This is a genomic window from Polaribacter sp. HA6-7 (assembly GCF_055693625.1).
This window is the reverse complement of record NZ_CM146338.1, coordinates 1,682,745-1,708,597: the sequence shown is the minus strand read 5'-3', so window position 1 is coordinate 1,708,597 and position 25,853 is coordinate 1,682,745. Positions and strand designations below refer to the sequence as shown.

The following is a 25,853-nucleotide window of genomic DNA, read 5'->3' as shown; positions in this document are numbered from 1 at the left end:
GTGCAAAGATAGGTTTTACAAAGAGAAATATCAATCTAAAATTTCTATTGTCATTTTAATATCTTCAACAGGCCATTCATCTACACCAACTTTTACTCTAGAAATTTTATCTAATGTGTCGAAACCAGAAATTACTTCACCAAAAACGGTATGTTCGTTGTTTAAATGATGTGCACCATTTCTATTATGTACCATGTAAAATTCAAAAGGACTCGATAATTTATTCGGATTTTTTTCCCACTGTCTTGCAGCTGCTAAAGCACCATATTTATGCTTTCGGTTACTTTTAAATTCGGGTTTAATTAAATAATTGCCGTATAATCTTCTTTGATTGTGCGTATAAGTTTCATCTGAGTTACCGCCTTGAATTACAAAGTTTCTAGCTACTCGATAAATTACTGTTGTATTAAAATATTTAAGTTTTGTTAAAAAAATAAAATTAGCTCTATGTATAGGCACATCATCGTACAAACGAAGTTTAATATTACCAAATTTGGTTTTTATAATGACTTTATTCTCTTTGTTTTGCTTGCCATATTCTGTGAAAAAAGCTTCAACATTTGTTTTGTTTAAACTATCCCAACGCTTTTCTACTTTCTTTTCTACAACTTGTTTAATGTTTGTTTTAGTTTTTTTCTTATCATTTTTAATTTCAGAATTACTGCAATTATATAGAGAAGATAAAGCGATAAAAAATAATAACTTAAAGTAAAATTTCATAGAGTAAAAGTTCATTTTAAATGTCAAATATAAATCATCAATATAAAAGAATAGAAAAATCTTATAGTTTTTAATCAATTTTTATGATTTATTGATACTTGTATTCCTTATTTTTGCAATAATGAAAGAACAAGTAATTTTAGTAGACCAAAACGATAAGCAAATAGGCTTAATGGAAAAAATAGAAGCACATGAAAAGGCATTGTTACACAGAGCTTTTTCGGTTTTTGTTTTTAATGATAACGGAGAGTTAATGCTACAACAAAGAGCAGCATCTAAATATCACTCGCCATTGTTATGGACAAATACTTGTTGTTCACATCAAAGAGAAGGAGAAAGTAACCTAGAAGCTGGTAAAAGAAGATTGCAAGAAGAAATGGGTTTTGTAACAGATATAAAAGAAGTTTTTTCTTTTATTTATAAAGCACCTTTTGATAACGGCTTAACAGAACATGAATTAGACCATGTTATGGTTGGTAAATATAATGATGCACCCAACATTAATAAAGAAGAAGTAGAAGCTTACAAATGGATGTTATTAGATGATGTTAAAAAAGACATCGAAGAAAATCCTACGAATTATACAGAGTGGTTTAAAATTATTTTTGATAAATCTTACGAAAAACTAACAAATGCCTAAAGTTACAGTTCATAGAAAAGCACATTTTAACGCTGCACATAGATTGTACAGAAAAGATTGGAGCGACGATAAAAACTTCGAAGTTTTTAGTAAATGCAGTAATCCTAATTTTCATGGTCATAATTACGAGTTAATTGTTTCTTTAACTGGTGAAATTGATAAAGAAACTGGTTATGTTTATGATTTAGGAATTTTAAGAAATCATATAAAATCTGAAATTGAAGACTGTTTCGATCATAAAAATTTAAATTTAGAAGTACCGGAGTTTAAAGAATTAAATCCAACAGCAGAAAACATTTGTGTTGTTACCTACAATAAGTTAAGAAAGTTATTACCAACTAATTTAGATTTAAAAATTACGTTGTACGAAACCCTAAGAAACTTTGTAAGTTATTCCGGAGAATAACAGCGTACATAACTTTACTTTTAATTCTGTAAGTTTTTTTAATAGTACCGTCTATTAGAATTGTTAATGAATTAAACATTTATAAAATCATATATTAATTTAATAAAATGAAAAATTTTAAACTAGTAATGCTATTAAGCATTATTACAATATTTATTGCTTGCGAAAATCTTTTTGAATACAGTGTGTATGAAGCAGGAGTAAATAGTTCAGAAAAAAATACAACAGCAAAAAACTTAAAACTTTTAGCAGAATTAGAGCAAAATAATCAAGATTTTAAATTCGCTTTTGTTACAGATGTTCATTATTTCTATAATAACTTAAGATCTGTAGTAGAAGATATCAATAATAGAGAAGATATTGCTTTTGTTGTTTTTGGAGGTGATATTGCAGATCAAGCACTTTTAAAAGAGTTTGAAATTTTTTATGATATCATGAAAAATTTAAACAAACCTTATTTTACTGTAATTGGTAATCATGATTATAACTCTAAAGGAGCATTGATTTACAAAGAAATGTTTGGAGATTACAATTACTCTTTCGAATTTAATAACAACAAGTTTGTAATGTTTGACGATATTATTTGGGAAAGCAATAAAGATCCTGATTTTGAATGGTTGTCTAACGAGTTAAGTGACAATGCAAATTACAACCAAGTATTTTCTTTTTCTCATATTCCTATTGTTGTTAGTAATGATTTACCAGACGAAATGAAAAACCAGTACAATACTATTTTAAAAGAAAATAATGTTGCACTTTCTGTGCATGGCCATACACACGGATATTTTTATGAAGAAGGTGATGTAAACTATTTAGTAATTCCGGCACTTAAAAAACCGAGAATACGGAATTATTAGCGTACAACAAGACAGTTTTGATATTGAACTTATAGAATTAAAGTAACATGAAAATTAAACAATTATTTACGGCAGTAATGCTGATAATGTTTGTTGGTAAAACAATAGCACAAGAAGAAAAAACGGTTAAAAATAAATCTTGGTATGTACCGGATTATGTAAAAGCGCAATTTGCCGGTAATATTGGTATGATTTCTTTAGGTGCAGGTTATCAGTTATTTGATAAAGTTTTGTATTCAGAATTATTATATGGTTATGTGCCAGAATCCGTTTCTAAAGCAGACAGAATTCATTTATTAACAATCAAAAACACGTTTCCTATTTATAGAAAAAAATAAGCGAAAACTTAACAATTACTCCAATTGCAGGTTTTGCTTTATCATATGAAATTGGTACAAATTCATTTACCTCTCTGCCTAGTATTTATCCTGAAGATTATTACGTGCCAAACGCATTTCATTTTACACTTTTTGGTGGTGGATTAGTACATCAAGAATTTAAGAATAAGAAAATTTTTAGCGGAGCAGATTTTTATGCAGAAGTTGGTACTGTAGAAACCTATTTATGGTACGCCATAACCTCTAAAGAAGTATCTTTTGGTGATGCTTTTAGTGCAAGTATTGGTGTAAATTTCTATTTATAAAAATACATTTAAAATTTTAAAAAAACCTTGTTTACATTTAGTGAACAAGGTTTTTTTTGATTTATTATTTAGGATATTTTTCTCTAATTTTTTCTAAGGATAGATTATGTATACTTCCAACATGCGAATGTTGTTTTCCTAAATCTGGTTTATAAGTTCCTTCTTGAACTTGACCGCCAATTTTTTGATAAGCTTCTCTAAAAGACATGCCTTCTACTACCAAATTATTAATAGAATCTACTGTAAATAAATATTGATACTTTTCGTCATTTAAATCGATATCTTTTACAATCACTTGTTGTATCGCATAATTAAAAATGTCTAAAATATCTTTTACATCTTCAAAAGCAGCAATAATATTTTCTTTTAATAATTGAAAATCTCTATGATAACCTGTTGGTAAATTATTTGTAATCAATAACATTTCTGAATGTAAAGCCTGAATTTTATTACATTTTCCACGGATCAATTCAAAAACATCAGGATTTTTTTGTGAGGCATAATGCTGCTTCCTGTAGTTAATTCATCAGGAAAAGTGATAAAACCAAAATTCTGACTCATGTACAAACAAACATCCATCGCAAAACGAGCCATTGTATTACACAATCCGCCCAAAGCAGCAGCAATAGAACGTTCACTTTTACCACGACTTAATTGCGCAGCTACAACATTGTATTTTAATGTTGCAAAATCTAATTCTTTAGTAGTTAACTCTCTATCTATTGGAAAAGAAGAACCATAACCAGCAGCAGAACCTAAAGGATTTTGATCTACAACTTTAGAAACTGCATTTAAAACGTAAACATCATCAATTAATAACTCTGCATAAGCAGAAAACCACAACCCAAAAGATGATGGCATTGCAACTTGTAAATGCGTATAACCAGGTAATAATGACTCTTTATGCGTATCAGCTAAATTTAATAACGTATCAAAAAGAGCTTTTACTTTATCATTTACAATGGCTAAATTTTCTTTATAGTATAGATGTAAGGCCACTAAAACTTGATCGTTTCTAGAACGAGCTGTATGAATTTTTTTACCGACTTCACCTAACTTGTTGGTTAATTCCCATTCGATTTTAGAATGTACATCTTCAAAAGAAGGTTCAATCACAAATGTTCCGTTTTCTATATCTTTTGCCAGTTCTTCTAAAACTTTTTTAAGGTTTTTTAATTCATCCGTAGAAATAATTCCTATAGATTTTAGCATTATTGCGTGTGCCAAAGAAGCTTGTACATCATATTTTGCAATATGAATGTCAATTTCTCTATCATTACCAACTGTAAAATTTTCTATTTGTTTGTCTATTGAAAACCCTTTATCCCAAAGTTTCATAATTTTTATTTTTTGATGTCATTGCGAATGTATTGAAGAAATCTTATCATTAATGAAGAGATAACTTCGTCATATTTCTTCGTAATGACGATTATATAATTTTAAACAATTACATTATTTAGTAATTCGATATAAATCTGTATTCCTTCTTCAATTTCTGCAACATATATAAATTCATTTGCAGAGTGAGAACGCGTGCTATCGCCAGGGCCTAATTTTAAAGATTGGCAACTTAACACAGATTGATCTGATAGGGTAGGAGAACCATAAGTTTCTCTTCCCATTGCTATACCTGCTTTTACTAAATCGTGATTTAAAGATATAGAAGATGAATTTAATCGTAAACTTCTAGGTTTTATCTCTGTACAAGGAGATTGGTTTTGTAAAATATCTGCAATTTCTTGATTTGAATACGCATCATTTACACGAACATCTACAACTAAATCTACATGCGCAGGTACAACATTGTGTTGTTTACCTGCATTTATTTGAGTTACTGTCATTTTTACATCGCCTAAAGCATTCGAAGATTTCTCGAATTTATAATCTTTAAACCACTGTAAAACTTCTATGGTATTGTAAATTGAATTGTTATTATTTGGATGAGCTGCATGACTAGGTGTGCCTTTTACTACTGCATCAAAAACTACCAATCCTTTTTCTGCCACTGCTAAATTCATTAATGTTGGTTCACCAACAATAGCAACATCTATATGCGGTATTATTGGCAACATACTATTTAATCCGTTTGGTCCGAACTTTCTTCTTCCCGGATGCAACAATAACTAAATTGTATTTTAAGTCTTTTAAAGCGTAAAAATTTGTAAAGGTTGCTATTAAAGACACCAAACAACCACCTGCATCGTTAGAACCTAAACCAAATAATTTACCATCTTTTACAAAAGCTTTAAAAGGGTCGTTTGTGTATGCCGAGTTTGGTTTTACAGTATCGTGATGCGAGTTTAATAATAATGTAGGTTTGCTATCATCAAAATATTTATTGGTTGCCCAAACATTATTTTTTGTTCTTTTAAAAGGAATTTCAAACTCTTTAAACCAATTTTCTATTAGAGTTGCTGTTTGGTCTTCTTCGGATGAAAATGATTGTGTTTCAATCAGATTTTTTAAAAGTGATATTGCTTTTTCTGTTAATTTTTCAATAGAAATCATTATAAAGTTATAGTTGTGAAGTTGTTGTTTTCTTTAGTGAACATGGCTGTATTGCCAATATGAACTTTTTGGACACCATTTTGTAGAGCATCAAAACAATTGTCTAATTTCGGAATCATTCCGTCTGAGATAATTCCATTTTTTAGTAAATTTTGATATGTTTCAGAATCGATATTTTTTATTACTGATTCTTTATCCGAAAAATCTTGTAAAACACCATTCAATTCAAAACAATAGTAAATAGATGTGTCATAAATTTGGCTCATACCAACACCAATTGTACTTGTAATTGTATCTGCATTTGTGTTTAATAATTGTCCATTTCCATCGTGGGTAATTGCACAAAATACAGGTGTAAAATCGGCTTTAATTAATTTATTTATAGAGTTAGAGGCTATTTCTTTAACATCACCAACATAACCAAAATCTATTTCTTTGATAGGTCTTTTATCAGATTTAATACTATTAATATCTGCACCAGTTAAACCAATTGCATCTACTTGTAAAGCTTGTAGTTTTGCAACAATGTTTTTGTTAACTAAACCACCATAAACCATAGTAATAACTTCTAAAGTTTCGGCGTCGGTAATTCGTCTACCATCAATCATTTTAGAAGTTATTCCTAATTTAGACGCAACACTTGTAGCACGTTTACCACCACCATGAACTAAAATTTTATTCCCTTCTAAATTAGAAAAAAGTTTTAAGAAGACAGCCAAAGATGTTTCATCTTCGATAATATTTCCTCCAATTTTTATGATTGATAGTTTTTCTTTAAGCATTTTCTAGAATTTTTTCAAAACTAATTGGGCTGCATATGTTCTGTTGTTAGCTTGTTCTATAACCAAAGAAGCATCAGAATCTAACACAGCATCTTCTACAACAACATTTCTTCTAACAGGTAGACAATGCATAAATTTTGCATCAGCTATTTTATCTTTAGTAATGGTCCAATTATTTTCTACATCTAAAACCTCGCCATAAGATTCATAAGAACTCCAGTTTTTTGTGTATATAAAATCGGCGTCTTTAAATGCTTCTTCTTGGTTGTGATAAACAGGAGTGTTTTTAGTAATTTTTTTGTTTAAATTGTATCCTTTAGGGTTTGCAATTACAAAATCAACATCCATTTTATGCATTGCTTGCGTAAAACTATTTGCAACTGCATGTGGTAAAGCCTTAATATGCGGTGCCCAACTTAAAACTACTTTGGGTTTCTTTTTAGTTGAAAATTCTGCAATAGTAATTGCATCTGTTAAGCCTTGTAGCGGATGACCCGTTGCACTTTCCATACTAACAATTGGTACAGAAGCGAATTCTACAAAAGACTTTAAGATTTGTTCAGATTCGTCTTTTTCTTTATCTGTTAAACTCGGAAAAGCTCTTACCGCAATAATATCGCAATATTGAGAAACAACAGCTGCAGCTTCCTTAATATGTTCAGCTGTGCTACCATTCATAATTGTACCGTCTCCAAATTCAATTCCCCAAGCATCGCCGAGAAACGTTCATTACAATCGGATCCATTCCTAAATTTAAAGCTGCTTTTTGCGTGCTTAAACGTGTACGTAAACTAGAATTAAAAAATAATAAACCTAAAGTTTTATTTTTACCTAAATCTTTATTTTTTAAAGGATTTGCCTTTATTTCTTGGGCTTCTTTAATCCAAGAATTTATATTTTCTATATCATCGATAGAAGTATAATTTAGCATGATAATTCTATTTTTAAAGCATTAAAAAATGCGTTAACGTGTTCTTTTTTAATTGTTAAAGGTGGCAAGATTCTTAATAAATTAGGATTTTTTGCGCTACCTGTAAATATCTGTTGATTAAAAATTAATTTCTTACGCAGTTCTGCAATCGGAAAATCAAACTCTAAACCAAGCATTAAACCACGACCTTTAATATTTTTAATTTCAGATATTTCTTTTGCTTTTTCTAAAAAATAAGCAGAGATTTCTTTGACGTTTTGCATTAAGTTTTCTTCTTCTATAACTTCTAAAACAGTTAAAGAAGCAACCGATGCTAAATGGTTTCCGCCAAAAGTTGTACCCAATAAACCATAAGAAGCTTTAATATTTTTATGAATTAAAATACCACCTATAGGAAAGCCGTTTCCCATACCTTTTGCAATTGAAATTATATCTGGTGTTACATTGTATTTTTGAAAAGCAAAAAAGTCTCCTGTTCTTCCAAAGCCAGATTGTACTTCATCAGCAATAAAACAAGTATTGTATTTTTTACATAAAAGATCTACGCCTTCATAAAAAGCGGTATTACTTTCATCTAAACCACCAACACCTTGTATACATTCTATAATTACTGCACAAACATCGTTTTTAGCTAATGCTTTTTCTAAGACAACTAAATCGCCTAATTCTAAAATTTCTACCTCTTGTTGCGCGTTAATTGGTGCTATAATTTTTGCGTTGTCTGTTGCCGCAACTGCTGCAGAAGTTCTACCGTGAAATCCGTTTTTAAATGCAATAACTTTTTCTTTTGGTTATGAAAAGAGGCTAGTTTCAAAGCATTTTCATTAGCCTCTGCACCGAATTACATAAAAATAATTCATAATCTTTGCAACCGAGAAAACGAAACTAATTTTTCTGCTAATGCCTTTTGTAACGGGTTCTGAATCGAGTTGCTATAAAAACCTAATTTAGAAACTTGTTCTGATATTGCCGCTACATATTTTGGGTGCGAATGCCCAATAGATATTACTGCATGACCACCATATAAATCTAAATATTTTGTATTGTTTTCATCAAAAACATATATATCTTTAGCTTTTACAGGAGTGATATCGAATAATGGATATACATTAAATAAACTCATATTTGTTCTTTTTTAATGTTATTAATTTTGTTAAAAGAAGCAACCATACCTTGTATTAAAGAAGAGCTCAAACCCTTATGTTCCATTTCATTTAAACCTTCTATAGTACAACCTTTTGGTGTTGTAACTCTGTCAATTTCTTCTTCTGGATGATTGCCGTTAGTTATTAATAAATTTGCAGCGCCTTCACTAGTAAACATTGCCAATTCTTGCGCTTCTTTTGCATCAAAACCTAACTGAATAGCAGCTTGAGTTGTGGCTCTTATTAGACGCATCCAAAAAGCGATTCCGCTAGCACAAACCACGGTTGCAGCTTGCATTTGACTTTCTCGGAATACTTAAAGAATGTCCTAGCCGATTAAAAATAGCTTCTGCAATTTTAATACGTTTTTCACCTTGTGGGTTGCTACACATACACGTCATAGATTTACCAACTGCAATAGCCGTATTTGGCATTGCACGAATTATAAATTTATCAGCACCAATTTCTTCTTCTATTTGCGGAATTAAAAAACCAGTTATTGTAGAAATAACTACATGTTTTTCTGTTAAATAAGGCTTTATATCTCTTAAAATTCCTTCAAAATGTGCAGGTTGAACTGCAAAAATTAAAATATCAGAATTTTTTACAGCGTTAATATTATCTGTAGTTAAAAAAACATTTGTGTATCCTTCAAACTCTGCAATACCATCAATATTTCTTTTTGTAAGGTATAAAGAAGTAATTGCATTGTTGGTAATTAAACCTTTTGCAATAGATTTTCCTAAATTTCCTGTACCTATAATTGCTATTTTCATTTTTATTTTTTTGGGCGTTACCTAAAGGTCGCGCTTTCCGTTATATCTTTTTTTGCCATATGTGGCAACAAAAAAAGGATGCCACTTCAATCGCTAACGCGGACTTTGGCTTCTTAAAAATAATTTGCTTTTAAATTTAAACCTAACGTTTCTTCAAAGCCATACATTAAGTTTAGGTTCTGAATCGCTGCACCGAAGCGCCTTTTAATAAATTATCAATTGTACTTGTAATTAATAATTTGTTGCCATGTTTTTCTAGTTGTACCAAGCATTTATTTGTGTTTACAACTTGTTTCATAAAAATACTTTCATCAGAAACAATTGTAAAAGCGGCGTCTTTATAATGTTCTTTATAAATTGTTTTCGCTTCTTCTAAAGTGCCATCAAATTTTGTATATGTTGTTGCAAAAATTCCTCTAGAAAAATCGCCTCTATTTGGCATAAAGTTAATTTCACTATTAAAATCTGCTTGCAATTGTTTAACTGTCTGATTTATTTCGCCTAAATGTTGGTGATTAAAAGCTTTATAATGCGAAAAATTATTGTCTCGCCATGTAAAATGAGTAGTTGCAGATAAAGAAGTACCTGCACCAGTTGCACCTGTTACGGCATTAATATGAACATCATTTTTTAGCAATCCGTTTGCAGCTAAAGGTAAAATTGCCAATTGTAAGGCGGTAGCAAAACAACCAGGGTTTGCAATGAATTTAGCAGATTTTATTGCTTCTTTTTGCAATTCCGGTAATCCGTATACAAACTCTTTACCTTCAAAGTTTTTATCAGCAGTTAGTCTAAAATCATTACTTAAATCAATAATTTTTGTAGTATCAGAAAAACTATTTTTTTGTAAAAAAGCGGTTGAATTTCCATGTCCTAAACATAAAAATAAAACATCAACATCAGCATTAACTTCACTAGAAAAACTAATATCTGTAGAACCCACCAAATCTTGATGAACTTTATATAATTTGTTGCCAGCATTAGAAGTACTGTATACAAAGTTTATGTTTGTCTTTGGATGATTTAATAATAATCGAATCAATTCTCCTGCAGTATAACCTGCGCCACCAATAATTCCTACTTCTAACATAATTAAGAATTTACTTGTTTGTATATTTTATTCTGATTCCCAATAATTTTTATAAAACCTTTCGCGTCATCGGCTGTCCAAGCTTTATTTTCTTCACCATAAGTACTAAAAGCACTAGACATTAAATCGTGGTTAGATACTATTCCGTCTAAAGTAAAATGATATGGTTTTAAAGAAACCACTACATTACCGAAACCATTTTTTGCGAACTTTGTAAAAAAGCTTCTGTATCTCTCATTACAGGATCTAAATATTGACCTTCGTGTAAATGCATTCCGTAGAAACTAGATAAATACTCTTTGTGTTGTAACTGCCATTTTGTAAGCGTGTGTTTTTCTAATAAATGATGCGCCTTAACTGTAATTAATGCCGCGGCAGCTTCAAAACCAACTCTACCTTTAGTACCCACAATTGTATCACCAACATGAATATCTCTACCAATTGCATATTTAGAAGCAATTTCGTTTAGATTTTCAATATTTATCTCTCGGCTTATTTTCTTGTCCGTTTAAAGCCACAAATTCACCATTTTTAAAAGTTAACGTTACTTTTTCTTCTCCTTCTTTTTCTAATTGAGAAGGATATGCTTCGCTTGGTAAAGGTTTTTCAGATTTTAAAGTTTCTACACCACCAACACTTGTTCCCCAAAGGCCTTTATTAACAGAATACTTAGATTTCTCCCAATTCATGTCAATTCCTTCAGATTTTAGATAATCTATTTCTTCTTGTCTAGATAATTTTTGATCTCTAATAGGTGTAATAATTTTAATGTTTGGCGCTAAAGTTTGAAAAATCATGTCAAATCTAACTTGATCATTACCCGCACCAGTGCTACCGTGTGCTATATATTCTGCATCTATGCTTTTTGCATATTCTATAATTTCTATTGCCTGAATAATTCTTTCTGCACTAACAGAAAGTGGATATGAGGCATTTTTAGAACATTACCAAAAATTAAATACTTAACTACTTTATTGTAAAAAGTAGCTACAGCATCTATATTTTTATAGGTTGTAACACCCATTTTATAAGCGTTACTTTCTATATTTTTAATTTCTTCGGATGTAAAACCACCTGTGTTTACACTTACAGCATGTACATCATAATCTTTAGATAAACTTACAGCACAATAAGAAGTATCTAAACCACCACTATATGCAATTACTAATTTTTTCATTTTTTATCTTTTTTTAAAAACAAGTTTTGTTTTATATGTTTTAATCTTTTAAAAACGTTTTCTTTAACCTCTTTCGTGGCTTCTTTATTATTGTTTTTTGGATCAAATAACATTCCTGTACACAAGCACATTTTTCTATCAGTTCTTGTTAAAACATCAAAATTTCTGCATGTTTGGCAACCATCCCAAAAGCTTTGGTCGTCTGTTAATTCAGAAAAAGTTACTGGTTTATAACCTAAATCGCTATTTAATTTCATTACAGCTAAACCTGTTGTAATACTAAAGACTTTAGCTTCGGAAATTTGGTTCTAGAATGTTTAAAAATTACAAGTTTAATTTTTTTGGCTAAACCAATATTTCTATAATCTGGTGCACTATAAGACCAGAGTTGGCAACAAATTTACCATGACCCCATTGTTCTATATAACAAAAACCGGCAAACATTCCACCATCTAAAGCAATAACAGCGTTGCCATTTTCCATTTTTTTGGCAACGTATTCGCGCTTTCTTTTGGCAATACCAGTTCCTCTTACTTGAGCAGCGTCTTCTATTGTCTTACAAATAATATCTGCGTAAATTATATGTGATTTATTAGCAATTACAATTTCCATTGTATTGATATTTAAAATTTAAATGTATTTGATATTTGTTTTTGAATGCAGAATTGGACTCACCTAATTCCATAACTTACTAAACACCCAAAGGGCGAGGTGAGAAAAAGCGGCGTACAGAAATACAATTACTATAAATTGTAATTATTTGGTTTTGTAGGCTTTGTAAGTTTTGTGTGTGAAACATGATTATAAAAAAATAAAAATTATGGTACTCTCTCTTCTTGTTGCTAAAAAAGATATTAGCGATTAGTATTGCGTCGTCGCAATCCGGGAACCATTGTATTTATTTTATTTTCTGTTATAAACATGTGGTAAAAGTATAGTATTTTTTAAATACAGAAATAAAAAAAGAAAAGAATTTTTAATTTTTATCAATTTATTAAAATATACCTATATCAATTCATAATTATTAATTTTTCTATACATAAAGTCATCTCTAATTACATATTATAACTAATTAAAACTAAGTTATCATTCAGATTTTTAATTAAAAGAGGTAGAAATTTTAATTTTTTTACAATTCATCATACAAATTTTACAGTTCGGTATTGTTTAGTTTTAAAAACTGTACTTGTGTTGCATCTTTGAACCATAATTAATAACAAAAACCACACAACATGAAAACTTTAGTATCTTTTTTAGTAATCGCAATGTTAACATTAACAAATGATTTAATTGCGCAAAACAAAACAATAACTGCAACTGTAGTAAATGTAACTTCAGATTCTCGTAAAGTAGGATTTGCGCTGTATGACAAATCTAACTTTAGATTAAAACCAATAAAAGCATCAGCATCTAAAATTATAGAAGGTAAAAGTGTCGTTGTCTTTAAAGATATAATCCCTGGAGATTATGCAATTATTTGCTACCATGACAGAAATGACAACGATAAAATGGATTTTAGATCTAACGGAATGCCATTAGAAGATTACGGTGCATCTAATAATGTTATGAGTTTTGGACCTCCAAATTTTGAAGATTCTAAATTTACAGTTTCTGATAAAGATGTATCTTTAGAGATAAAATTTTAAGAATTTATTTATAAAATTAAATAGTAAAAATGTTTGCAACCAACTCGAATTTATTTAAAGAATTAAGAAAAGATTTGTTAATTTCTTTAAAGCTTGCTTTAATTTTAGGAGTAGTATTTATACTGATAAATCAACAGTTTACAGTAAAAGGAATGGCTCTAACATTTTTAATATCTGCTATGTATTCTTTTACATTAGGTTTAGGAAACGGAATTTTAAACGAATTCTTAAACAAAAAATGGGATTGGGTTACCGAAACGAATAGTAGAGTTTGGGCAGGTGTTGTAGCAACATTTATTTATACTGTTATTGCAGTTTTAATTATTCATTATGTGCAATACATTTTAATATTTGGTTACAAATTCGAAGATTTTTTTAAAGGATTTTTAATTTGGGTTCATTTATTTGCCATCGTTTTTTCTCTTGGAGTTGCCGTTTTTTTTCATGCAAAGGGTTTTATGATCAACTGGAAAAAGGCAATGACCAAAGAAAGCACGCAACAACAAATTGTGGCGAAAACAGAAACTGCAAAGTTTGAATCTCTTAAAAATCAGTTAGATCCTCATTTTTTATTCAATAGTTTAAACGTTTTAACGAGTTTAATTGGAGAAAACCCTAATCAAGCAGAAAAATTTACAACCAAACTTTCTAAAGTTTATAGGTACGTTTTAGAACAAAGAAATAAAGATTTAGTACCAATTACCGAAGAGTTAAATTTTGCAAAAACCTACATGCAATTATTAGGTATGCGTTTTGAAGATGCTGTAAAATTTAATATACCAGATCTTGTAAGTAACAACGATCTTAAAATTGTGCCATTATCACTGCAATTATTACTAGAAAATGCAGTAAAACACAATGTGGTTTCATCTTCAAAACCTTTAGAAATATCAATTTATGAAGAAGATAATTATTTAATCATAGAAAATAACATCAATCCTAAAGAAGCAATAGGTAAAAGCACCAAAGTTGGGTTGCAAAATATTGCAGATAGATACGGATTAATCACTCAGAAAGGAGTGAAAATAGAAAACAATAACAAAACTTTTAAGGTGAGCTTGCCTCTCTTATATAAAATAAATGACATTATGTACACAGACGATTTAGAAAACAGCAAATATGTAAAAGCAGTAGAAAAAGTAGAAAAATTAAAAGAATTTTATCAGAATTTAGCTTCTTACTGTATTGTAATACCTTTTTTAATATTTATCAATTTAAGATTTTCTCCAGGATTTCACTGGTTTTGGTTTCCAATTTTTGGTTGGGGAATGGGCTTAATTTTTCACTTCTTAGAAGTTAATAATTACAATATTTTCTTAGGAAATAATTGGGAGGACAGAAAAATTAAAGAGATAATGGATAAAGAAAATCAGCAAAAAAATTACAGATAATGAAAACGAATTATACAGAAGAACAAAACTATATTTTAGCAAAAAAGAAGGTTGAAAGGTTAAGTAAGTTTTACAAGCATTTAGCAGTTTATATTGTAGTTAATACTTTTTTAAGTGCAATTTTTATTGTTGGTGATATAAATGATGGTAGTACTTTTACACAAGCAGTGTTTTACAATAGCAACTATAAAATTTGGTTGTTTTGGGGAATAGGAATCGCTTTTCAAGCTATAAATACATTTGGTTTAAATATCTTTTTTACAAATGATTGGGAAAAAAGAAAGATAGATAAATTTATGAACGAACAAAATTATAGACAATAAAATGGAGGCAAATTATACACAAGAACAAAAACTTTTTGTTGCTAAAAAAGGGTAAAAAAGATCAAAGGTTTCTATTCTCACTTAACCGTTTACTGCATTGTAATACCAACTTTAATCTTTATAAATTTAAAATTCGATCCTAGTTTTCATTGGTTTTGGTTTTCTTTATGCGGTTGGGGTATTGGTCTTTTCTCTCATTGGTTTGCGGTTTTTGGCATGAACTTATTAGGTTTTGGAGAAAATTGGGAAGAAAAGAAAATTAAAGAATTAATGAATAATAATTAAAACTGTTATGGAAAAAGATTTTAGAAAAGAACAGCAATATATTAAAGCAAAAAAAGAGTAAAAGCCATTAAAGGTTTCTACATTCACTTAATAGTTTTTGTGTTGGTAAATATTTTTATTAGCGGAATTGTTATTTTTGGTTTAATGCAAAATGGCTATAATTTTAAAGTAGCATTAACCAATTTCGGCACCTATTCTACATGGTTATTTTGGGGAATCGGTATGTTTTTTCATTGGTTAGGTGTATTCGGATTTAATTCTATTGGTTTTGGCTCTAATTGGGAAGAAAAAAATTAATGAGATTTTAGACAGACAAAACGATAGAGACAACAAAAGGTAATTATGAAAAATGCAGATGAATACAAATATGCAAAAGCAAGAAAGAAAGTAGAAAACATTAAAAAGTTTTACAAACATGTAGTTACTTATCTAATAGTAAATTTATTTTTAACATTTGTTTGGAAATTTTCGTTTAAAATATTTGGAAACTTTATATTGAGCAATCAATATGATAGTGACGGATTTAAACACATTCCGTTTTGGTTAATTTGGGGAATCTTCTTAATATTTGATGCATTTAGAACTTATGATGTGATTACTATTTTTGGTAAAGATTGGGAAGAAAGAAAAATGAAAGAGTTTATGAAATAAAACATTTCATTCATAAAAAGTAAAAAAGAAAACAATTTCTATGAACGTATTAATAATTGAAGATGAAAAACCTGCTGCAAGAAGATTAAACAGAATGTTAGCAGAATTAGATATAGAAGTACAACAAATGCTACATTCTGTAGAAGAATCTTTAAGTTGGTTACAAAACAATCCGCACCCGGATTTAATATTTTTAGATATTCAATTATCAGACGGTTTGTCTTTTGAAATATTTGAAGAAATAGAAGTAAAGTCTGCAATAATTTTTACAACGGCTTATGATGAATATGCTTTAAAAGCGTTTAAATTAAATAGTATAGATTATTTGTTAAAACCTTTAGATGAAGATGAATTAAAGGTTGCTGTAAAAAAATTTAAAGAAAACCAACCAAAGCAATCAGACGTTCAAGTAAACTTAGATGATATCCGTAAACTTTTGGTAAATCCTGTAGATCGTAAATTTAAAAAACGAATCTCAATCAAAGTTGGGCAACATATTAAAATTATTAATATTGATGAAGTTGAATGTTTTTATAGCGAAAATAAAGCTACATACATTCATACATCAGAAAATAGGAATTATTTATTAGATGGCTCTTTAGAAAACTGGCAAGAACAACTAGATCCAGAAAAGTTTTTAGAGTAAACCGTACTTTTATTATCAATATAAATTCGATTAAAGATATCATTGCCTATTCTAATTCACGCTTAAAATTGATTTTAAATACGTATCAAGATTCAGAAATTATTGTAAGTAGAGAACGAGTAAAAGATTTTAAAAATTGGATTGAATGATATTTAAAAAAATCACCCAAATTAGTAGCAACTAAATCTTTTAAAAATTGCATAAATGAATCATAAAATATTTGAACCTCAAGAGAATTTAAAAGAATGGGTAAAGTGTTATTGGACATTAGAAAGTGATTTTGAAAATACCCCGAAAAAAACACTATAATTCCAGACGGAACAATGAAACTGATATTTCATTATGGTGATACTTATAAACATCATTTTGATAATAATACTAGCTCAATTTTACCAAAATGTTTTCTAATAGGTCAGCTTACCAAACCATATATTGTAGAACCTTTGGGAGTTACGGGTTCTTTTGTGGTAAGATTTCAACCTAATGGTTTTTTACCTTTTTGTAAATTATCAATAAAAAGTATTCAAAACACTGCCATTCTATTAGAAACGTTATTTGGTTTAGAAGGTAAACTGTTAGGAGATGAAATTTTAAATGCAAACTCTACAGACGAAAGAATTGAATGCATAGAAGCATTTTTAATTAATAAATTGAAGCATAAATACACCATCGATTCAATTGTAAAATCAACTATTGATACTATTTTAGCAGTAAATGGTCAATATTCTGTTGATACATTATCGAAACAAAATAATACTAGTAGAAGACAATTAACTCGTAAATTTTCATCAACAATAGGTCTAAGCCCAAAACAACTTTCTAAAACTGTTAGAATTCAACATGCTTTAAAGTCAATGTTAAATAATAAAGTTACTAGTCTAACGGATTTGGCTTATGAAAACGAATATTTTGACCAAGCACATTTTATTAAAGACTTTAAAGAATTTACAGGATTAACTCCTAAAGAATTTTATGGTGACAATTTAAAAATGTCTTTAATTTTTGATCAAAAAAATAATATGTCCCATTTTTACAATTTTAAGATTTCATCTTAGCGCATCTTTGTATTGCAATTAAGCAACAAAATAATTAAAACAAAAAGAAGATGAAAAATGTAAATCCTGTAAATTGGTTCGATATTCATGTATCAAATTTAAAAAATGCTAAAGAGTTTTATGAAACTGTATTTAATATAAAATTGGTAGATTTTCCTGTAGAATTTGGTAAACAAGCTGGTTTTCCTTTTGATCCAAAAGGGCTTAACATTACCGGTGCGTTAGTAGAAAGAGAAAATTTTGTAAAATGTAATAACAATACAATTATTTATTTTGAATCTAAAGATTGTATAACAGAAGAACGTTTGGTAGAAAAAGCAGGCGGTAAAACTATCCGTTCTAAAATGTCTATTGGAGAATTTGGTTTTGTTTCGATTCTAGAGGATATTGATGGTAATTCAATTGGATTACATTCTATGGAATAGTAAATGTAATTTTTAAGTATATAATTTATTTCTTGCTATTTTTCGGTTCAAAATTCACAAGTTTTTATTTTTATTTTTTTGAATTTAATTATATGTTTGTCCTGATAAAAACTCAAAAAATTGTAATTATGAAAAAAGTATTATTGGCTGTTGCTATCTTAGCAGCAGGGTTAACAGCAAATGCCCAAGAAGTAAATTTTGGTGCAAAAGCAGGTGTGAATTTTGCGAATGTAAGTGGTGAAGATGTTGAAGACAATATAACAAGAACATCATTTAATGTTGGTGCTGTTGTAGAATTTGAAATCTCAGATAAATTTTCTATTCAACCGAATTAATTTATTCTGCACAAGGAGCTAAATTAGAAGAAGAAAGTGATGTAGATTTGACTTTAAAGTTAGATTATTTAAACGTACCAGTTATAGCTAAATTTTATGCCGCAGAAGGTTTTAGCTTAGAATTTGGTCCTCAAGTAGGTTTTTTATTGTCTGCAAAAGCAAAAGCAAAAATTGGTGGAGATTCAGGTGAAACAGATATTAAAGATGAATTTGAAACTGTAGATTTTGGTTTAAATTTTGGTGCTGGTTATAAATTAGACAGCGGTTTAAATTTTAGTGCTCGTTACAACTTAGGCTTATCTAATGTTGCAAAAGAATCTGAAAGTAGCGTAAAGAATTCTGTATTTCAAATTTCTGTAGGTTATTTCTTTTAAACTTAAAAAAATATACAAATTATAAAAAAGGAAGCTTAAAAGCTTCCTTTTTTGTTTTTATGATAGATTTCAATTTTTAAATTGAAATTATTATTTCACTTCAATAATAATCCTAACTTCGCGAACTTTAAAATAATTACTCTTCTAAAGTAATTATAAAAATAATTTTCATGAATATTTATAAGAAAATTGAAGCTGAAATATTAGCAGCTACAAACATCGTAATAACAGCTCATAAATCTGCAGACGGAGATTCTGTTGGATCATCCTTAGGATTACTTCATTTTATAGAGAAATTGGGTAAATCTGCAGTAATTTGTCATCCCGATAAAGCACCCGGTTTTTTACATTGGTTAGATACATCAGAAATACTTTTAATGGATGAAAATTCTGAAGAAGTTACAAATAAAATTAGTAAAGCAGATTTAATTTTTTGTTTAGACTACAATTCAATTAACAGAGTAGGGCGTGAAATGGAATCTTTGTTGGCAGCTTCTACTGCTAAGAAAATAATGATAGATCATCATTTAAATCCGAAGATTTTCCTGATATTATTGTTTCTGAAACAACGGCATCATCAACATCACAATTAATTGTAGATTTAATAGAGCAGTCTGATAATTTAGATGTGTTAGACGCTAAAATAGGTACTCCGTTGTATTTAGGTATTTTAACAGATACCGGTAGTTTTAGATTTAATTCTGTAAAACCAAGAACGCATGAGGTTTTGGCTAAATTATTAGATGCAGGTGTAGAGCATCATTTAATTCACGAAAAATTGAGTGATAATAATACAGAAACTCGCTTGCGCTTACAAGGTTTTTCAATGAGCGAAAAGTTAGAGGTTTTATATGATTATAATGTTGCTATAATTTCTTTGTCTAAAGAAGAATTGGCAAAATATAAATATGTTAAAGGAGATACCGATAATTTGGCAAATTTAGTTTTATCAATAAAAGGCATGAGAGCCGCCATAGTTTTTACAGAAAGAGACGGAATTATGAAAATTTCTTTTCGATCTAAAGGAGCAGAAAATCCTGTAAACGTTCTAGCTAAAGAACATTTTAATGGTGGTGGTCATGCAAATGCAGCTGGCGGAATGAGTGAATTGTCTGTAGAAGAAACATTGGTAAAACTTAAAAGTTTAATTCCGGAATATTTTTCTAATTAAGAGTATTAAGTTAAATAGCTTTTAAACTCGTAAACTTTCTTTATTTTTATTGCAAAATAATTTTATGAAAGGTTACGGGTTTTTTTATTGTTCTATTGCTAAGAGTAAAATTTGTCAAATTTTATGTTTTTTTATTGTTGACTTTCTCATTTTGTGGTGAGGATGATAATTTTACTGAACCAGATATTATACAGAAAGATGCTAAAAAGGAAGATTTGCTTGGTGTTTGGTCTATTTATAAAGTAGAAATTAATGGTAAAGAAGCGCAAGTTCCTGTAAACTTCGAAGAATGTGGCAGAGATTTTTTTACATACAATGAATCTGGCAAGTATAATGAGTTTCTATATCAAGAAAATACTACGTGTGTACCTATTCAAAATAAGTTAAATTGGACTTTAGATAATGGAATAATTAAATTGACATCTGAAAACTCTTCAGATAATCAAATAATTAAAATCAAAAATGTTAGTAAAGATAATTTTGTTTTTATAGCTGATTTAGATATTGATGGGGATGCAGTTAAGGAGAAATTTACATTTACAGCTTATAGATATATACCACCAAATGAAGTAGATATTTATACTTCTACTTTTCAGAGAAAAGAAGAACCACCGTTTTCTAATCATATTGAATTTAGTTGGGATGCATATAAAGGCTATAATAACTTTGTAAAATATGAAATTTACAGAAGTGGTAAAGGCTGCAATTTAAATTCTGCAACATTAATAAAAACGATAGAAAATGCTAGTCTGAATAATTTTATAGATAATAACCCAATTAGAGAAGGTGAAGCATGTTATTTCCTAAAAATATATACAAATAAAGGTCTTTTAGCGCAAAGTGAACCAAGATATGTAAATCCGAATTTATTTTACCAAGTAATGTTATTTTTAATAATGTTGATGTTATAGGTGATGAAATAAACTTGTCTTGGGAAAAATATTCGGGTTATTACTTTTCTCACTATGAAATAAAAGTACAAGATCAGAATAAAAATTCTAATTCGCATATAGAAAGCGTCAAGATTATAACAGATGTAAATATTACCGAATTTTTAGATAAAAGCCCACCTTATGTAAATAATCCTGTTTATTCAATATTTGTACATAATATATTTGGAAATGTTAGTAATTTAAATAATGCTAAATCTGTAGTTGAAACTAATTTTACTAGACCAGAAATATTAGATTTAGAATATATAAAATATTTAAATTTTGATGCGGAAAGTAGTTCGTTTTATATTTATGGTAGAAATTCTGCAAATAAAACTAAATTATTTAAATACGATTGTTTGACAAATAAAGTTATTAAAGAGGCATTTAAACTACCAGTTAGTTATACAGAAGTTGAAATGAAGTTAATTAACTCAGAATATGGAAAAGAATTGATTTTCCCTCAAAGTAATCAATTATGGGCTTATGATGCAGAAACACTTAATTATAAATATGCATTAGATACAGATTTTTTAAGTATAAATAGTTTTAATTATTTAAGAAACAACGTTTGGATTTTGACTGATAATGATAATGTTTATACTTTTAAGAGAGATGAAAAAAGTTTTACTCTTATAGATAAGAAATTGCATTTTACAGATCATCAAGGTAGTGGTAATTATGATATTACTAAAATTGATGAAAATTCAATTCTAGTAAGTCATAATAACGAAGGTAGGGCAATACATTACTCTATAGATAACCAAGGAAATATAACAAATAAAGGTGTTAAAGAAATACCTTTAAATTTTAAACTTAATAGTGATGTAATTGTAAATCAAAGCAATTCTTATATCTTAAATAAAAATAGAAATACTTTATATGATAGTAATGATTTCACCAAAGTCTTAACTTTTACAAATCCTTTAGTAATATCCAATTTTAATTATTCAGGCACTAAAATTTATGGTACAAATAATAAGCCTGGTATTTCAAACTTTGATCAAAATTATAAAAAAGAAGTAATAATTTATAACCTTCAAAATAATGAAATCAACACATTTTCTTCAAAAGGTTATCCTTTATTTATATCACAAGATAAAAAAGGTAATATAATTAGTTTATCTTCTCGGTTTTCCTAGAGATTCTTATAATGAAACACATACGGATAATGAACCAGATTTCTTTGTAGAAATTATTAAATAAATTAATTATAATCTTCAAATAATTTCTTAAATGTTAAAGTTTGATTATTTTTATCAAAATTTACGAAGATGAGTCAGCAGGAAGAATTTTTTGAATACATTAATAATGGCTACAAAACTAAAGGTGAGTCTATTGAGTTAGGCGCTGCAATGTTAGGTGAAGAAACCATAACAAACGCCATTGTTAAAGTTCCTTTAAAAACTTTAAATAGGCACGGTTTAATTGCTGGTGCAACAGGAACCGGAAAAACCAAAACTTTACAAGTTTTAGCAGAAAACCTTTCAGAAAAAGGAATTCCGGTTTTGTTAATGGATATAAAAGGAGACCTTTCTGGTTTAGCACAACCAAGCCCAGGACATGCAAAAATAGACGAACGTCATGCAAAAATTGGATTTGAATTTACTGCTCAAAAATTTCCTATTGAAGTTTTAACCATATCTGAACAAGATGGTACAAGGTTGCGTGCAACAATATCAGAATTTGGACCAGTTTTGTTATCTAGAATTTTAGATTTAACAGAAACACAAAGCGGAATTGTATCTATAATTTTTAAATATTGTGATGACAATAAATATCCGTTGTTAGATATTAAAGATTTTAAAAAGGTATTACAATTTGTAACGCAAGAAGGTAAAGAAGAGATTCAAGCAGAATATGGTCGAATTTCTACTGCAAGTACAGGTGCAATCTTACGTAAAATTGTAGAAATAGAGCAACAAGGTGGTGATTTGTTTTTTGGTGAAAAATCTTTTGATGTAGAAGATTTAACAAGAATAGATGAAGACGGTAAAGGAATAATTTCAGTTTTACGTTTAACAGATATTCAAGACAAACCAAAGTTGTTTTCTACATTTATGTTGCAACTATTGGCAGAAGTTTATGAAACTTTTCCGAGCAAGGAGATTCTGGTAGACCAGAATTGGTAATTTTTATTGATGAAGCACATTTAGTTTTTGAAGAAGCTTCTAAAGCATTGCTTAATCAAATAGAAAGTATTGTAAAATTGATTCGTTCTAAAGGTATAGGTTTGTATTTTGTAACGCAAAACCCTAAAGATGTACCAGAAGATATTTTAGCACAATTGGGTTTAAAAATTCAGCATGCATTAAGAGCGTTTACTGCTAAAGACAGAAAAGCAATTAAATTGGCTGCAGAGAATTATCCAGATTCTGAATATTACGATACGAAAGAAGTATTAACTCAATTAGGTATTGGTGAAGCCTTTGTTTCTGTTTTAAACGAAAAAGGAATACCAACACCATTGGCTAGAACAATGTTAAGAGCACCAATGAGTAGAATGGATGTTTTAACACCCAAAGAACTTAAAAGTGTTATTAATAATTCGAGACTTTTTTATAAATACAATGAAAATTTAGATAGAGAAAGCGCTTATGAGTTGCTAAACTCTAAAATTGAAAAAGTAAATTTAGCTGAAGCAAAAGCAATTAAAGAAGCCGAAGTAAAGAAGGAAAGAGAAAAACTAGCAAAAGAAAAAGAACGAGAAAGAAAAAGAGAAGAAAAAGCTTCTAGAAGTTATTCTAGAAGAAGAAGTACAGCTCAAAACCCAATTGTAAAAGTACTTACAAGTGCTACCTTTATAAGAGCAGCCTTCGGAATATTAAAAAAAGTTTTAAAATAACAAAAATAGATATAGCACGTTATAAACGTATAAACTACCAAGTATGATTAAAAAATATATTATCAATAGTAATAATTGCATGTTCACTTTTAGTAATTAGTTGTGGCGATGGAGGAAGATTTACAATAGAAAAAGGTAAAGTAGGTCATTTAACACCAAAAACAACTATTGAAGAATTAGATGAAATTTTTGAAAATGATTCTATTGTTAAAAATTTAAGTGAAGGGGCTTTAGGTGATAATTATTTTCAAGATGATGACGAGTATTTGGTATATGAAAAAGGAGGGAAATTAAAACTAACAATTGTACCTAAAGAACAATTAGATTCTGTATCTACAATTAAAAGTATCGAAATTCATGATTCAAGATATGCTACTGAATCTGGTATCAATATTAATTCTAGTTTTTCTGAAATAAACTTAAACAATAATATAAATAGAGTAGAGTCTACTTTTTCTACTGCAACATTATTTATAGATGATTTAAACGCAACTATAGGAATCGACAAAGAAGAATTAGGCTTAAAAGATTTTTCTACTCAGAATGTAACTTTAGAACAAATTCCTGATTTAGCAAAAATGAAATCTTTTATTGTTTGGTTTAATTAATAGAATATGAGCACGTATTCTATAGAAAATAGTAAAGATTCAATTTTAAGACCAAATTCTGAATTCGAAAGAAGAATTATTCTTCAATATTATCTTGATAATGATATTAAAATTAACGAGATAGAAAGAGATATTTTAAATGAATGTTATGTTTCAGAACACGAGTCTATAGGTATTATTGGTTGCTTGCTAGATGATAAATCTTTACTAAATTCTTTAAGATTAGTTATCGGTGCAAATAATAGATCTAATTTTAAACTTTCTACATTATCAAATTCTTTACTAGATTCAGAAGTTTTAAATAAAGCTGTTTCTTATTATTTTGAAGAAAATAAATACGATAGTCTTAATAGAAATGAACAAATTATAAGAAGAGAATTTAACATCGTTTATTAAATGAAAAAATATACAATTCAGAAATCTCCGTTTGTTGTACCAACAACAGATGGTAAATTAATAGAAGAACATTTTGGTAATGCAACTGATGGTAATTCTCAAATAAGTATTGCACATATGGTTGCGCCATCTAAATGGAGTGAGCCATTTCAAACACCAGAATTTGACGAATACACTTATATTATTAAAGGTAAAAAGCAATTTATTATAGATGGAGAAACTGTTATTTTAAAAACAGGCGAGTCTATTAAAATTGAAAAAAATACTAGAGTGCAATATTCAAATCCTTTTGATGAACCTTGTGAATATCTTGCAGTTTGTTTACCTGCATTTTCTATCGATTTAGTAAATCGAGAAGAAAATTAAGACCTTTTTTTGCGATATAAAAAGGTAAATAAATTAGTAAAAAGTAAGGGATTACTATAATCTCTACTACAAAAATGTATTTTGGCCACTCTCCGAATAAATCTAATAAGGTTTCAGCATCCGGTTTTCTATTGGTGTAAAAATAGTTAGAACCTAAGAAATAATTTAATACAAACATAATTATCATATAAATTTGCATTGCTAAAAATGATTTTGCTACACTTTTTATAGTGGGTCTCATTTTATATATAAACGTGGCATATAACATAAAAATGATTAGTCCTGCGTGTACAAACCAATATCTAAAAAACTTAAAATTTAAATAATTACTTTCGTCTCGGTGTTATTAAAGACTGCAAAGTTCCTGCAAAGACTAAAAATAGAAGAATTTCGTAGTATATAAGTTTTCCGGTAAGTGACAAAACAGGTATAATAATTGCCATAAAACTACACAAATGCAATGGTAAGTCTTTTTGATAATTAAAGTTTCCTTTATAAAAGTTTATAATTGTACCTAATATTACGGTAAAAGAAAGACTGAAAGCAAATATATTTCCTATTAATATTTGTTTTCTTTTAGATTGATTTTTTGCAAATAAAAGTAAAAGAAATCCAAAAATAATTAAACAAGCGACTACACTTAAGTGTTGATTTGTAAAAGGTGTAAAATCATTGTTTTCCTTCAAAAAGAAATCCATAAAACGTACTAAATATAATTTTGTTACCTCT

The 25,853-nt window shown here is 28.7% G+C and carries 26 protein-coding genes and 10 pseudogenes; 24 read left to right on the top strand and 12 right to left on the bottom strand.

Features of this window, described 5'->3' with window-relative positions; translation table 11 throughout:
• Nucleotides 1-30: 30 nt before the first annotated feature.
• A complete protein-coding gene (locus ACZ1HD_RS09535; RefSeq protein WP_472687305.1) occupies nucleotides 31-720 on the bottom strand; it encodes a peptidylprolyl isomerase in 690 nt (229 codons plus the stop codon).
• A gap of 121 nt (nucleotides 721-841) precedes the next feature.
• Between ACZ1HD_RS09535 and idi the strand changes: the two genes are divergently transcribed.
• From idi to ACZ1HD_RS09510, 5 genes are all read left to right on the top strand, one after another.
• On the top strand, nucleotides 842-1,360 hold the full coding sequence (gene idi, locus ACZ1HD_RS09530; RefSeq protein WP_079736756.1) for an isopentenyl-diphosphate Delta-isomerase: 519 nt from the start codon (nucleotides 842-844) through the stop codon (nucleotides 1,358-1,360).
• On the top strand, nucleotides 1,353-1,766 hold the full coding sequence (locus ACZ1HD_RS09525; RefSeq protein WP_472687304.1) for a 6-pyruvoyl trahydropterin synthase family protein: 414 nt from the start codon (nucleotides 1,353-1,355) through the stop codon (nucleotides 1,764-1,766). The genes idi and ACZ1HD_RS09525 overlap by 8 nt, the downstream gene beginning before the upstream one ends.
• Before the next feature lie 107 nt (nucleotides 1,767-1,873).
• Entirely contained in the window at nucleotides 1,874-2,623 is a 750-nt protein-coding gene (locus tag ACZ1HD_RS09520; protein WP_472687303.1) for a metallophosphoesterase family protein, read from the top strand.
• A 47-nt stretch (nucleotides 2,624-2,670) separates the two neighbouring features.
• Nucleotides 2,671-2,961: a hypothetical protein gene (locus tag ACZ1HD_RS09515; RefSeq protein ID WP_472687302.1), complete on the top strand. Its 291-nt coding sequence runs from the start codon at nucleotides 2,671-2,673 to the stop codon at nucleotides 2,959-2,961.
• Nucleotides 2,962-3,065: 104 nt separating this feature from the next.
• A complete protein-coding gene (locus tag ACZ1HD_RS09510; protein ID WP_472687301.1) occupies nucleotides 3,066-3,266 on the top strand; it encodes a hypothetical protein in 201 nt (66 codons plus the stop codon).
• 64 nt (nucleotides 3,267-3,330) lie between these two features.
• On the opposite strand, the pseudogene argH reads toward ACZ1HD_RS09510, so the two are convergent.
• The 9 genes and pseudogenes from argH to ACZ1HD_RS09465 all read right to left on the bottom strand — a co-directional run bounded on the left by argH (nucleotide 3,331) and on the right by ACZ1HD_RS09465 (nucleotide 12,287).
• Nucleotides 3,331-4,604: pseudogene (argH, locus tag ACZ1HD_RS09505) on the bottom strand (argininosuccinate lyase).
• Nucleotides 4,605-4,705: 101 nt separating this feature from the next.
• Nucleotides 4,706-5,774: pseudogene (locus tag ACZ1HD_RS09500) on the bottom strand (M20 family metallo-hydrolase).
• Nucleotides 5,774-6,556, bottom strand: a complete 783-nt coding sequence (argB, locus tag ACZ1HD_RS09495; protein WP_472687300.1) for an acetylglutamate kinase — start codon at nucleotides 6,554-6,556, stop codon at nucleotides 5,774-5,776. Before argB ends, ACZ1HD_RS09500 begins: the two are co-directional and overlap by 1 nt.
• A 3-nt stretch (nucleotides 6,557-6,559) precedes the next feature.
• Nucleotides 6,560-7,487, bottom strand: a pseudogene (locus tag ACZ1HD_RS09490) (Rossmann-fold NAD(P)-binding domain-containing protein).
• A pseudogene (locus ACZ1HD_RS09485) lies at nucleotides 7,481-8,610 on the bottom strand (aspartate aminotransferase family protein). The pseudogenes ACZ1HD_RS09490 and ACZ1HD_RS09485 overlap by 7 nt, the downstream one beginning before the upstream one ends.
• A pseudogene (proC, locus tag ACZ1HD_RS09480) lies at nucleotides 8,607-9,408 on the bottom strand (pyrroline-5-carboxylate reductase). Before proC ends, ACZ1HD_RS09485 begins: the two co-directional pseudogenes overlap by 4 nt.
• A gap of 113 nt (nucleotides 9,409-9,521) precedes the next feature.
• Nucleotides 9,522-10,498 (bottom strand): annotated as a pseudogene (argC, locus tag ACZ1HD_RS09475) (N-acetyl-gamma-glutamyl-phosphate reductase).
• Nucleotides 10,499-10,500: 2 nt separating this feature from the next.
• Nucleotides 10,501-11,675: pseudogene (locus ACZ1HD_RS09470) on the bottom strand (argininosuccinate synthase).
• A pseudogene (locus tag ACZ1HD_RS09465) lies at nucleotides 11,672-12,287 on the bottom strand (GNAT family N-acetyltransferase). Before ACZ1HD_RS09465 ends, ACZ1HD_RS09470 begins: the two co-directional pseudogenes overlap by 4 nt.
• Before the next feature lie 620 nt (nucleotides 12,288-12,907).
• Here ACZ1HD_RS09465 and ACZ1HD_RS09460 point away from each other — a divergent pair.
• From ACZ1HD_RS09460 to ACZ1HD_RS09370, 19 genes and pseudogenes are all read left to right on the top strand, one after another.
• Nucleotides 12,908-13,321 (top strand): DUF2141 domain-containing protein, encoded by a 414-nt coding sequence (locus ACZ1HD_RS09460; RefSeq protein ID WP_472687299.1) that lies wholly within the window; start codon nucleotides 12,908-12,910, stop codon nucleotides 13,319-13,321.
• Nucleotides 13,322-13,350: 29 nt separating this feature from the next.
• Complete coding sequence (locus ACZ1HD_RS09455) at nucleotides 13,351-14,712, top strand: 2TM domain-containing protein (protein WP_340933585.1); 1,362 nt, start codon at nucleotides 13,351-13,353, stop codon at nucleotides 14,710-14,712.
• Nucleotides 14,712-15,035 carry a 2TM domain-containing protein gene (locus tag ACZ1HD_RS09450; RefSeq protein WP_079736744.1) on the top strand — a complete coding sequence of 108 codons (324 nt, stop codon included), beginning with the start codon at nucleotides 14,712-14,714 and terminating at the stop codon, nucleotides 15,033-15,035. Before ACZ1HD_RS09455 ends, ACZ1HD_RS09450 begins: the two co-directional genes overlap by 1 nt.
• A gap of 60 nt (nucleotides 15,036-15,095) precedes the next feature.
• Entirely contained in the window at nucleotides 15,096-15,320 is a 225-nt protein-coding gene (locus ACZ1HD_RS09445) for a 2TM domain-containing protein (RefSeq protein WP_472689322.1), read from the top strand.
• Nucleotides 15,321-15,422: 102 nt separating this feature from the next.
• Entirely contained in the window at nucleotides 15,423-15,617 is a 195-nt protein-coding gene (locus tag ACZ1HD_RS09440; protein ID WP_472687298.1) for a 2TM domain-containing protein, read from the top strand.
• Nucleotides 15,618-15,662: 45 nt separating this feature from the next.
• Nucleotides 15,663-15,971 (top strand): 2TM domain-containing protein, encoded by a 309-nt coding sequence (locus tag ACZ1HD_RS09435; RefSeq protein WP_340933591.1) that lies wholly within the window; start codon nucleotides 15,663-15,665, stop codon nucleotides 15,969-15,971.
• A 40-nt stretch (nucleotides 15,972-16,011) separates the two neighbouring features.
• Nucleotides 16,012-16,766 (top strand): annotated as a pseudogene (locus ACZ1HD_RS09430) (LytR/AlgR family response regulator transcription factor).
• A gap of 174 nt (nucleotides 16,767-16,940) precedes the next feature.
• Nucleotides 16,941-17,672 (top strand): helix-turn-helix domain-containing protein, encoded by a 732-nt coding sequence (locus tag ACZ1HD_RS09425; RefSeq protein WP_472687297.1) that lies wholly within the window; start codon nucleotides 16,941-16,943, stop codon nucleotides 17,670-17,672.
• A gap of 50 nt (nucleotides 17,673-17,722) precedes the next feature.
• On the top strand, nucleotides 17,723-18,097 hold the full coding sequence (locus ACZ1HD_RS09420) for a VOC family protein (protein ID WP_079736739.1): 375 nt from the start codon (nucleotides 17,723-17,725) through the stop codon (nucleotides 18,095-18,097).
• 128 nt (nucleotides 18,098-18,225) lie between these two features.
• Entirely contained in the window at nucleotides 18,226-18,432 is a 207-nt protein-coding gene (locus ACZ1HD_RS09415) for a hypothetical protein (RefSeq protein ID WP_472687296.1), read from the top strand.
• Nucleotides 18,433-18,479: 47 nt separating this feature from the next.
• Nucleotides 18,480-18,806, top strand: a complete 327-nt coding sequence (locus ACZ1HD_RS09410) for an outer membrane beta-barrel protein (RefSeq protein ID WP_472687295.1) — start codon at nucleotides 18,480-18,482, stop codon at nucleotides 18,804-18,806.
• Between the two features lie 170 nt (nucleotides 18,807-18,976).
• Nucleotides 18,977-19,399 carry a DHH family phosphoesterase gene (locus ACZ1HD_RS09405; RefSeq protein ID WP_472687294.1) on the top strand — a complete coding sequence of 141 codons (423 nt, stop codon included), beginning with the start codon at nucleotides 18,977-18,979 and terminating at the stop codon, nucleotides 19,397-19,399.
• 35 nt (nucleotides 19,400-19,434) lie between these two features.
• Nucleotides 19,435-19,977, top strand: coding sequence for a DHH family phosphoesterase (locus ACZ1HD_RS09400; RefSeq protein ID WP_472687293.1), 543 nt, complete (start codon nucleotides 19,435-19,437; stop codon nucleotides 19,975-19,977).
• A gap of 137 nt (nucleotides 19,978-20,114) precedes the next feature.
• Complete coding sequence (locus ACZ1HD_RS09395) at nucleotides 20,115-20,888, top strand: lipocalin family protein (protein ID WP_472687292.1); 774 nt, start codon at nucleotides 20,115-20,117, stop codon at nucleotides 20,886-20,888.
• 14 nt (nucleotides 20,889-20,902) lie between these two features.
• Nucleotides 20,903-22,051 carry a hypothetical protein gene (locus ACZ1HD_RS09390; RefSeq protein WP_472687291.1) on the top strand — a complete coding sequence of 383 codons (1,149 nt, stop codon included), beginning with the start codon at nucleotides 20,903-20,905 and terminating at the stop codon, nucleotides 22,049-22,051.
• Between the two features lie 132 nt (nucleotides 22,052-22,183).
• Nucleotides 22,184-23,754, top strand: a pseudogene (locus tag ACZ1HD_RS09385) (helicase HerA-like domain-containing protein).
• Nucleotides 23,755-24,020: 266 nt separating this feature from the next.
• The gene (locus ACZ1HD_RS09380; protein WP_472687290.1) at nucleotides 24,021-24,362 is read left to right on the top strand and encodes a hypothetical protein; all 342 of its coding nucleotides are present in this window, start codon (nucleotides 24,021-24,023) and stop codon (nucleotides 24,360-24,362) included.
• Between the two features lie 6 nt (nucleotides 24,363-24,368).
• On the top strand, nucleotides 24,369-24,758 hold the full coding sequence (locus ACZ1HD_RS09375; RefSeq protein WP_472687289.1) for a hypothetical protein: 390 nt from the start codon (nucleotides 24,369-24,371) through the stop codon (nucleotides 24,756-24,758).
• The gene (locus ACZ1HD_RS09370; protein ID WP_077809474.1) at nucleotides 24,759-25,124 is read left to right on the top strand and encodes a cupin domain-containing protein; all 366 of its coding nucleotides are present in this window, start codon (nucleotides 24,759-24,761) and stop codon (nucleotides 25,122-25,124) included.
• Here the strand turns inward: ACZ1HD_RS09370 and ACZ1HD_RS09365 are convergent.
• Both ACZ1HD_RS09365 and ACZ1HD_RS09360 read right to left on the bottom strand, forming a co-directional pair.
• The gene (locus ACZ1HD_RS09365; protein WP_472687288.1) at nucleotides 25,093-25,392 is read right to left on the bottom strand and encodes a TMEM164 family acyltransferase; all 300 of its coding nucleotides are present in this window, start codon (nucleotides 25,390-25,392) and stop codon (nucleotides 25,093-25,095) included. The genes ACZ1HD_RS09370 and ACZ1HD_RS09365 overlap by 32 nt on opposite strands.
• Nucleotides 25,393-25,450: 58 nt before the next feature.
• On the bottom strand, nucleotides 25,451-25,822 hold the full coding sequence (locus ACZ1HD_RS09360; protein ID WP_472687287.1) for a TMEM164 family acyltransferase: 372 nt from the start codon (nucleotides 25,820-25,822) through the stop codon (nucleotides 25,451-25,453).
• Nucleotides 25,823-25,853: the final 31 nt, after the last annotated feature.

Coding starts and splice junctions, on each gene's coding strand:
- ACZ1HD_RS09365 (WP_472687288.1), bottom strand. CDS start 25,392: ATGTTATATGCCACGTTTATATATAAAATGAGACCCACTATAAAAAGT.
- ACZ1HD_RS09535 (WP_472687305.1), bottom strand. CDS start 720: ATGAAATTTTACTTTAAGTTATTATTTTTTATCGCTTTATCTTCTCTA.
- argB (WP_472687300.1), bottom strand. CDS start 6,556: ATGCTTAAAGAAAAACTATCAATCATAAAAATTGGAGGAAATATTATC.
- ACZ1HD_RS09425 (WP_472687297.1), top strand. CDS start 16,941: ATGAAACTGATATTTCATTATGGTGATACTTATAAACATCATTTTGAT.
- ACZ1HD_RS09455 (WP_340933585.1), top strand. CDS start 13,351: ATGTTTGCAACCAACTCGAATTTATTTAAAGAATTAAGAAAAGATTTG.
- ACZ1HD_RS09415 (WP_472687296.1), top strand. CDS start 18,226: ATGAAAAAAGTATTATTGGCTGTTGCTATCTTAGCAGCAGGGTTAACA.
- ACZ1HD_RS09420 (WP_079736739.1), top strand. CDS start 17,723: ATGAAAAATGTAAATCCTGTAAATTGGTTCGATATTCATGTATCAAAT.
- ACZ1HD_RS09360 (WP_472687287.1), bottom strand. CDS start 25,822: ATGGATTTCTTTTTGAAGGAAAACAATGATTTTACACCTTTTACAAAT.
- ACZ1HD_RS09370 (WP_077809474.1), top strand. CDS start 24,759: ATGAAAAAATATACAATTCAGAAATCTCCGTTTGTTGTACCAACAACA.
- ACZ1HD_RS09405 (WP_472687294.1), top strand. CDS start 18,977: ATGAATATTTATAAGAAAATTGAAGCTGAAATATTAGCAGCTACAAAC.
- ACZ1HD_RS09525 (WP_472687304.1), top strand. CDS start 1,353: ATGCCTAAAGTTACAGTTCATAGAAAAGCACATTTTAACGCTGCACAT.
- ACZ1HD_RS09460 (WP_472687299.1), top strand. CDS start 12,908: ATGAAAACTTTAGTATCTTTTTTAGTAATCGCAATGTTAACATTAACA.
- ACZ1HD_RS09450 (WP_079736744.1), top strand. CDS start 14,712: ATGAAAACGAATTATACAGAAGAACAAAACTATATTTTAGCAAAAAAG.
- ACZ1HD_RS09375 (WP_472687289.1), top strand. CDS start 24,369: ATGAGCACGTATTCTATAGAAAATAGTAAAGATTCAATTTTAAGACCA.
- ACZ1HD_RS09515 (WP_472687302.1), top strand. CDS start 2,671: ATGAAAATTAAACAATTATTTACGGCAGTAATGCTGATAATGTTTGTT.
- ACZ1HD_RS09435 (WP_340933591.1), top strand. CDS start 15,663: ATGAAAAATGCAGATGAATACAAATATGCAAAAGCAAGAAAGAAAGTA.
- idi (WP_079736756.1), top strand. CDS start 842: ATGAAAGAACAAGTAATTTTAGTAGACCAAAACGATAAGCAAATAGGC.
- ACZ1HD_RS09520 (WP_472687303.1), top strand. CDS start 1,874: ATGAAAAATTTTAAACTAGTAATGCTATTAAGCATTATTACAATATTT.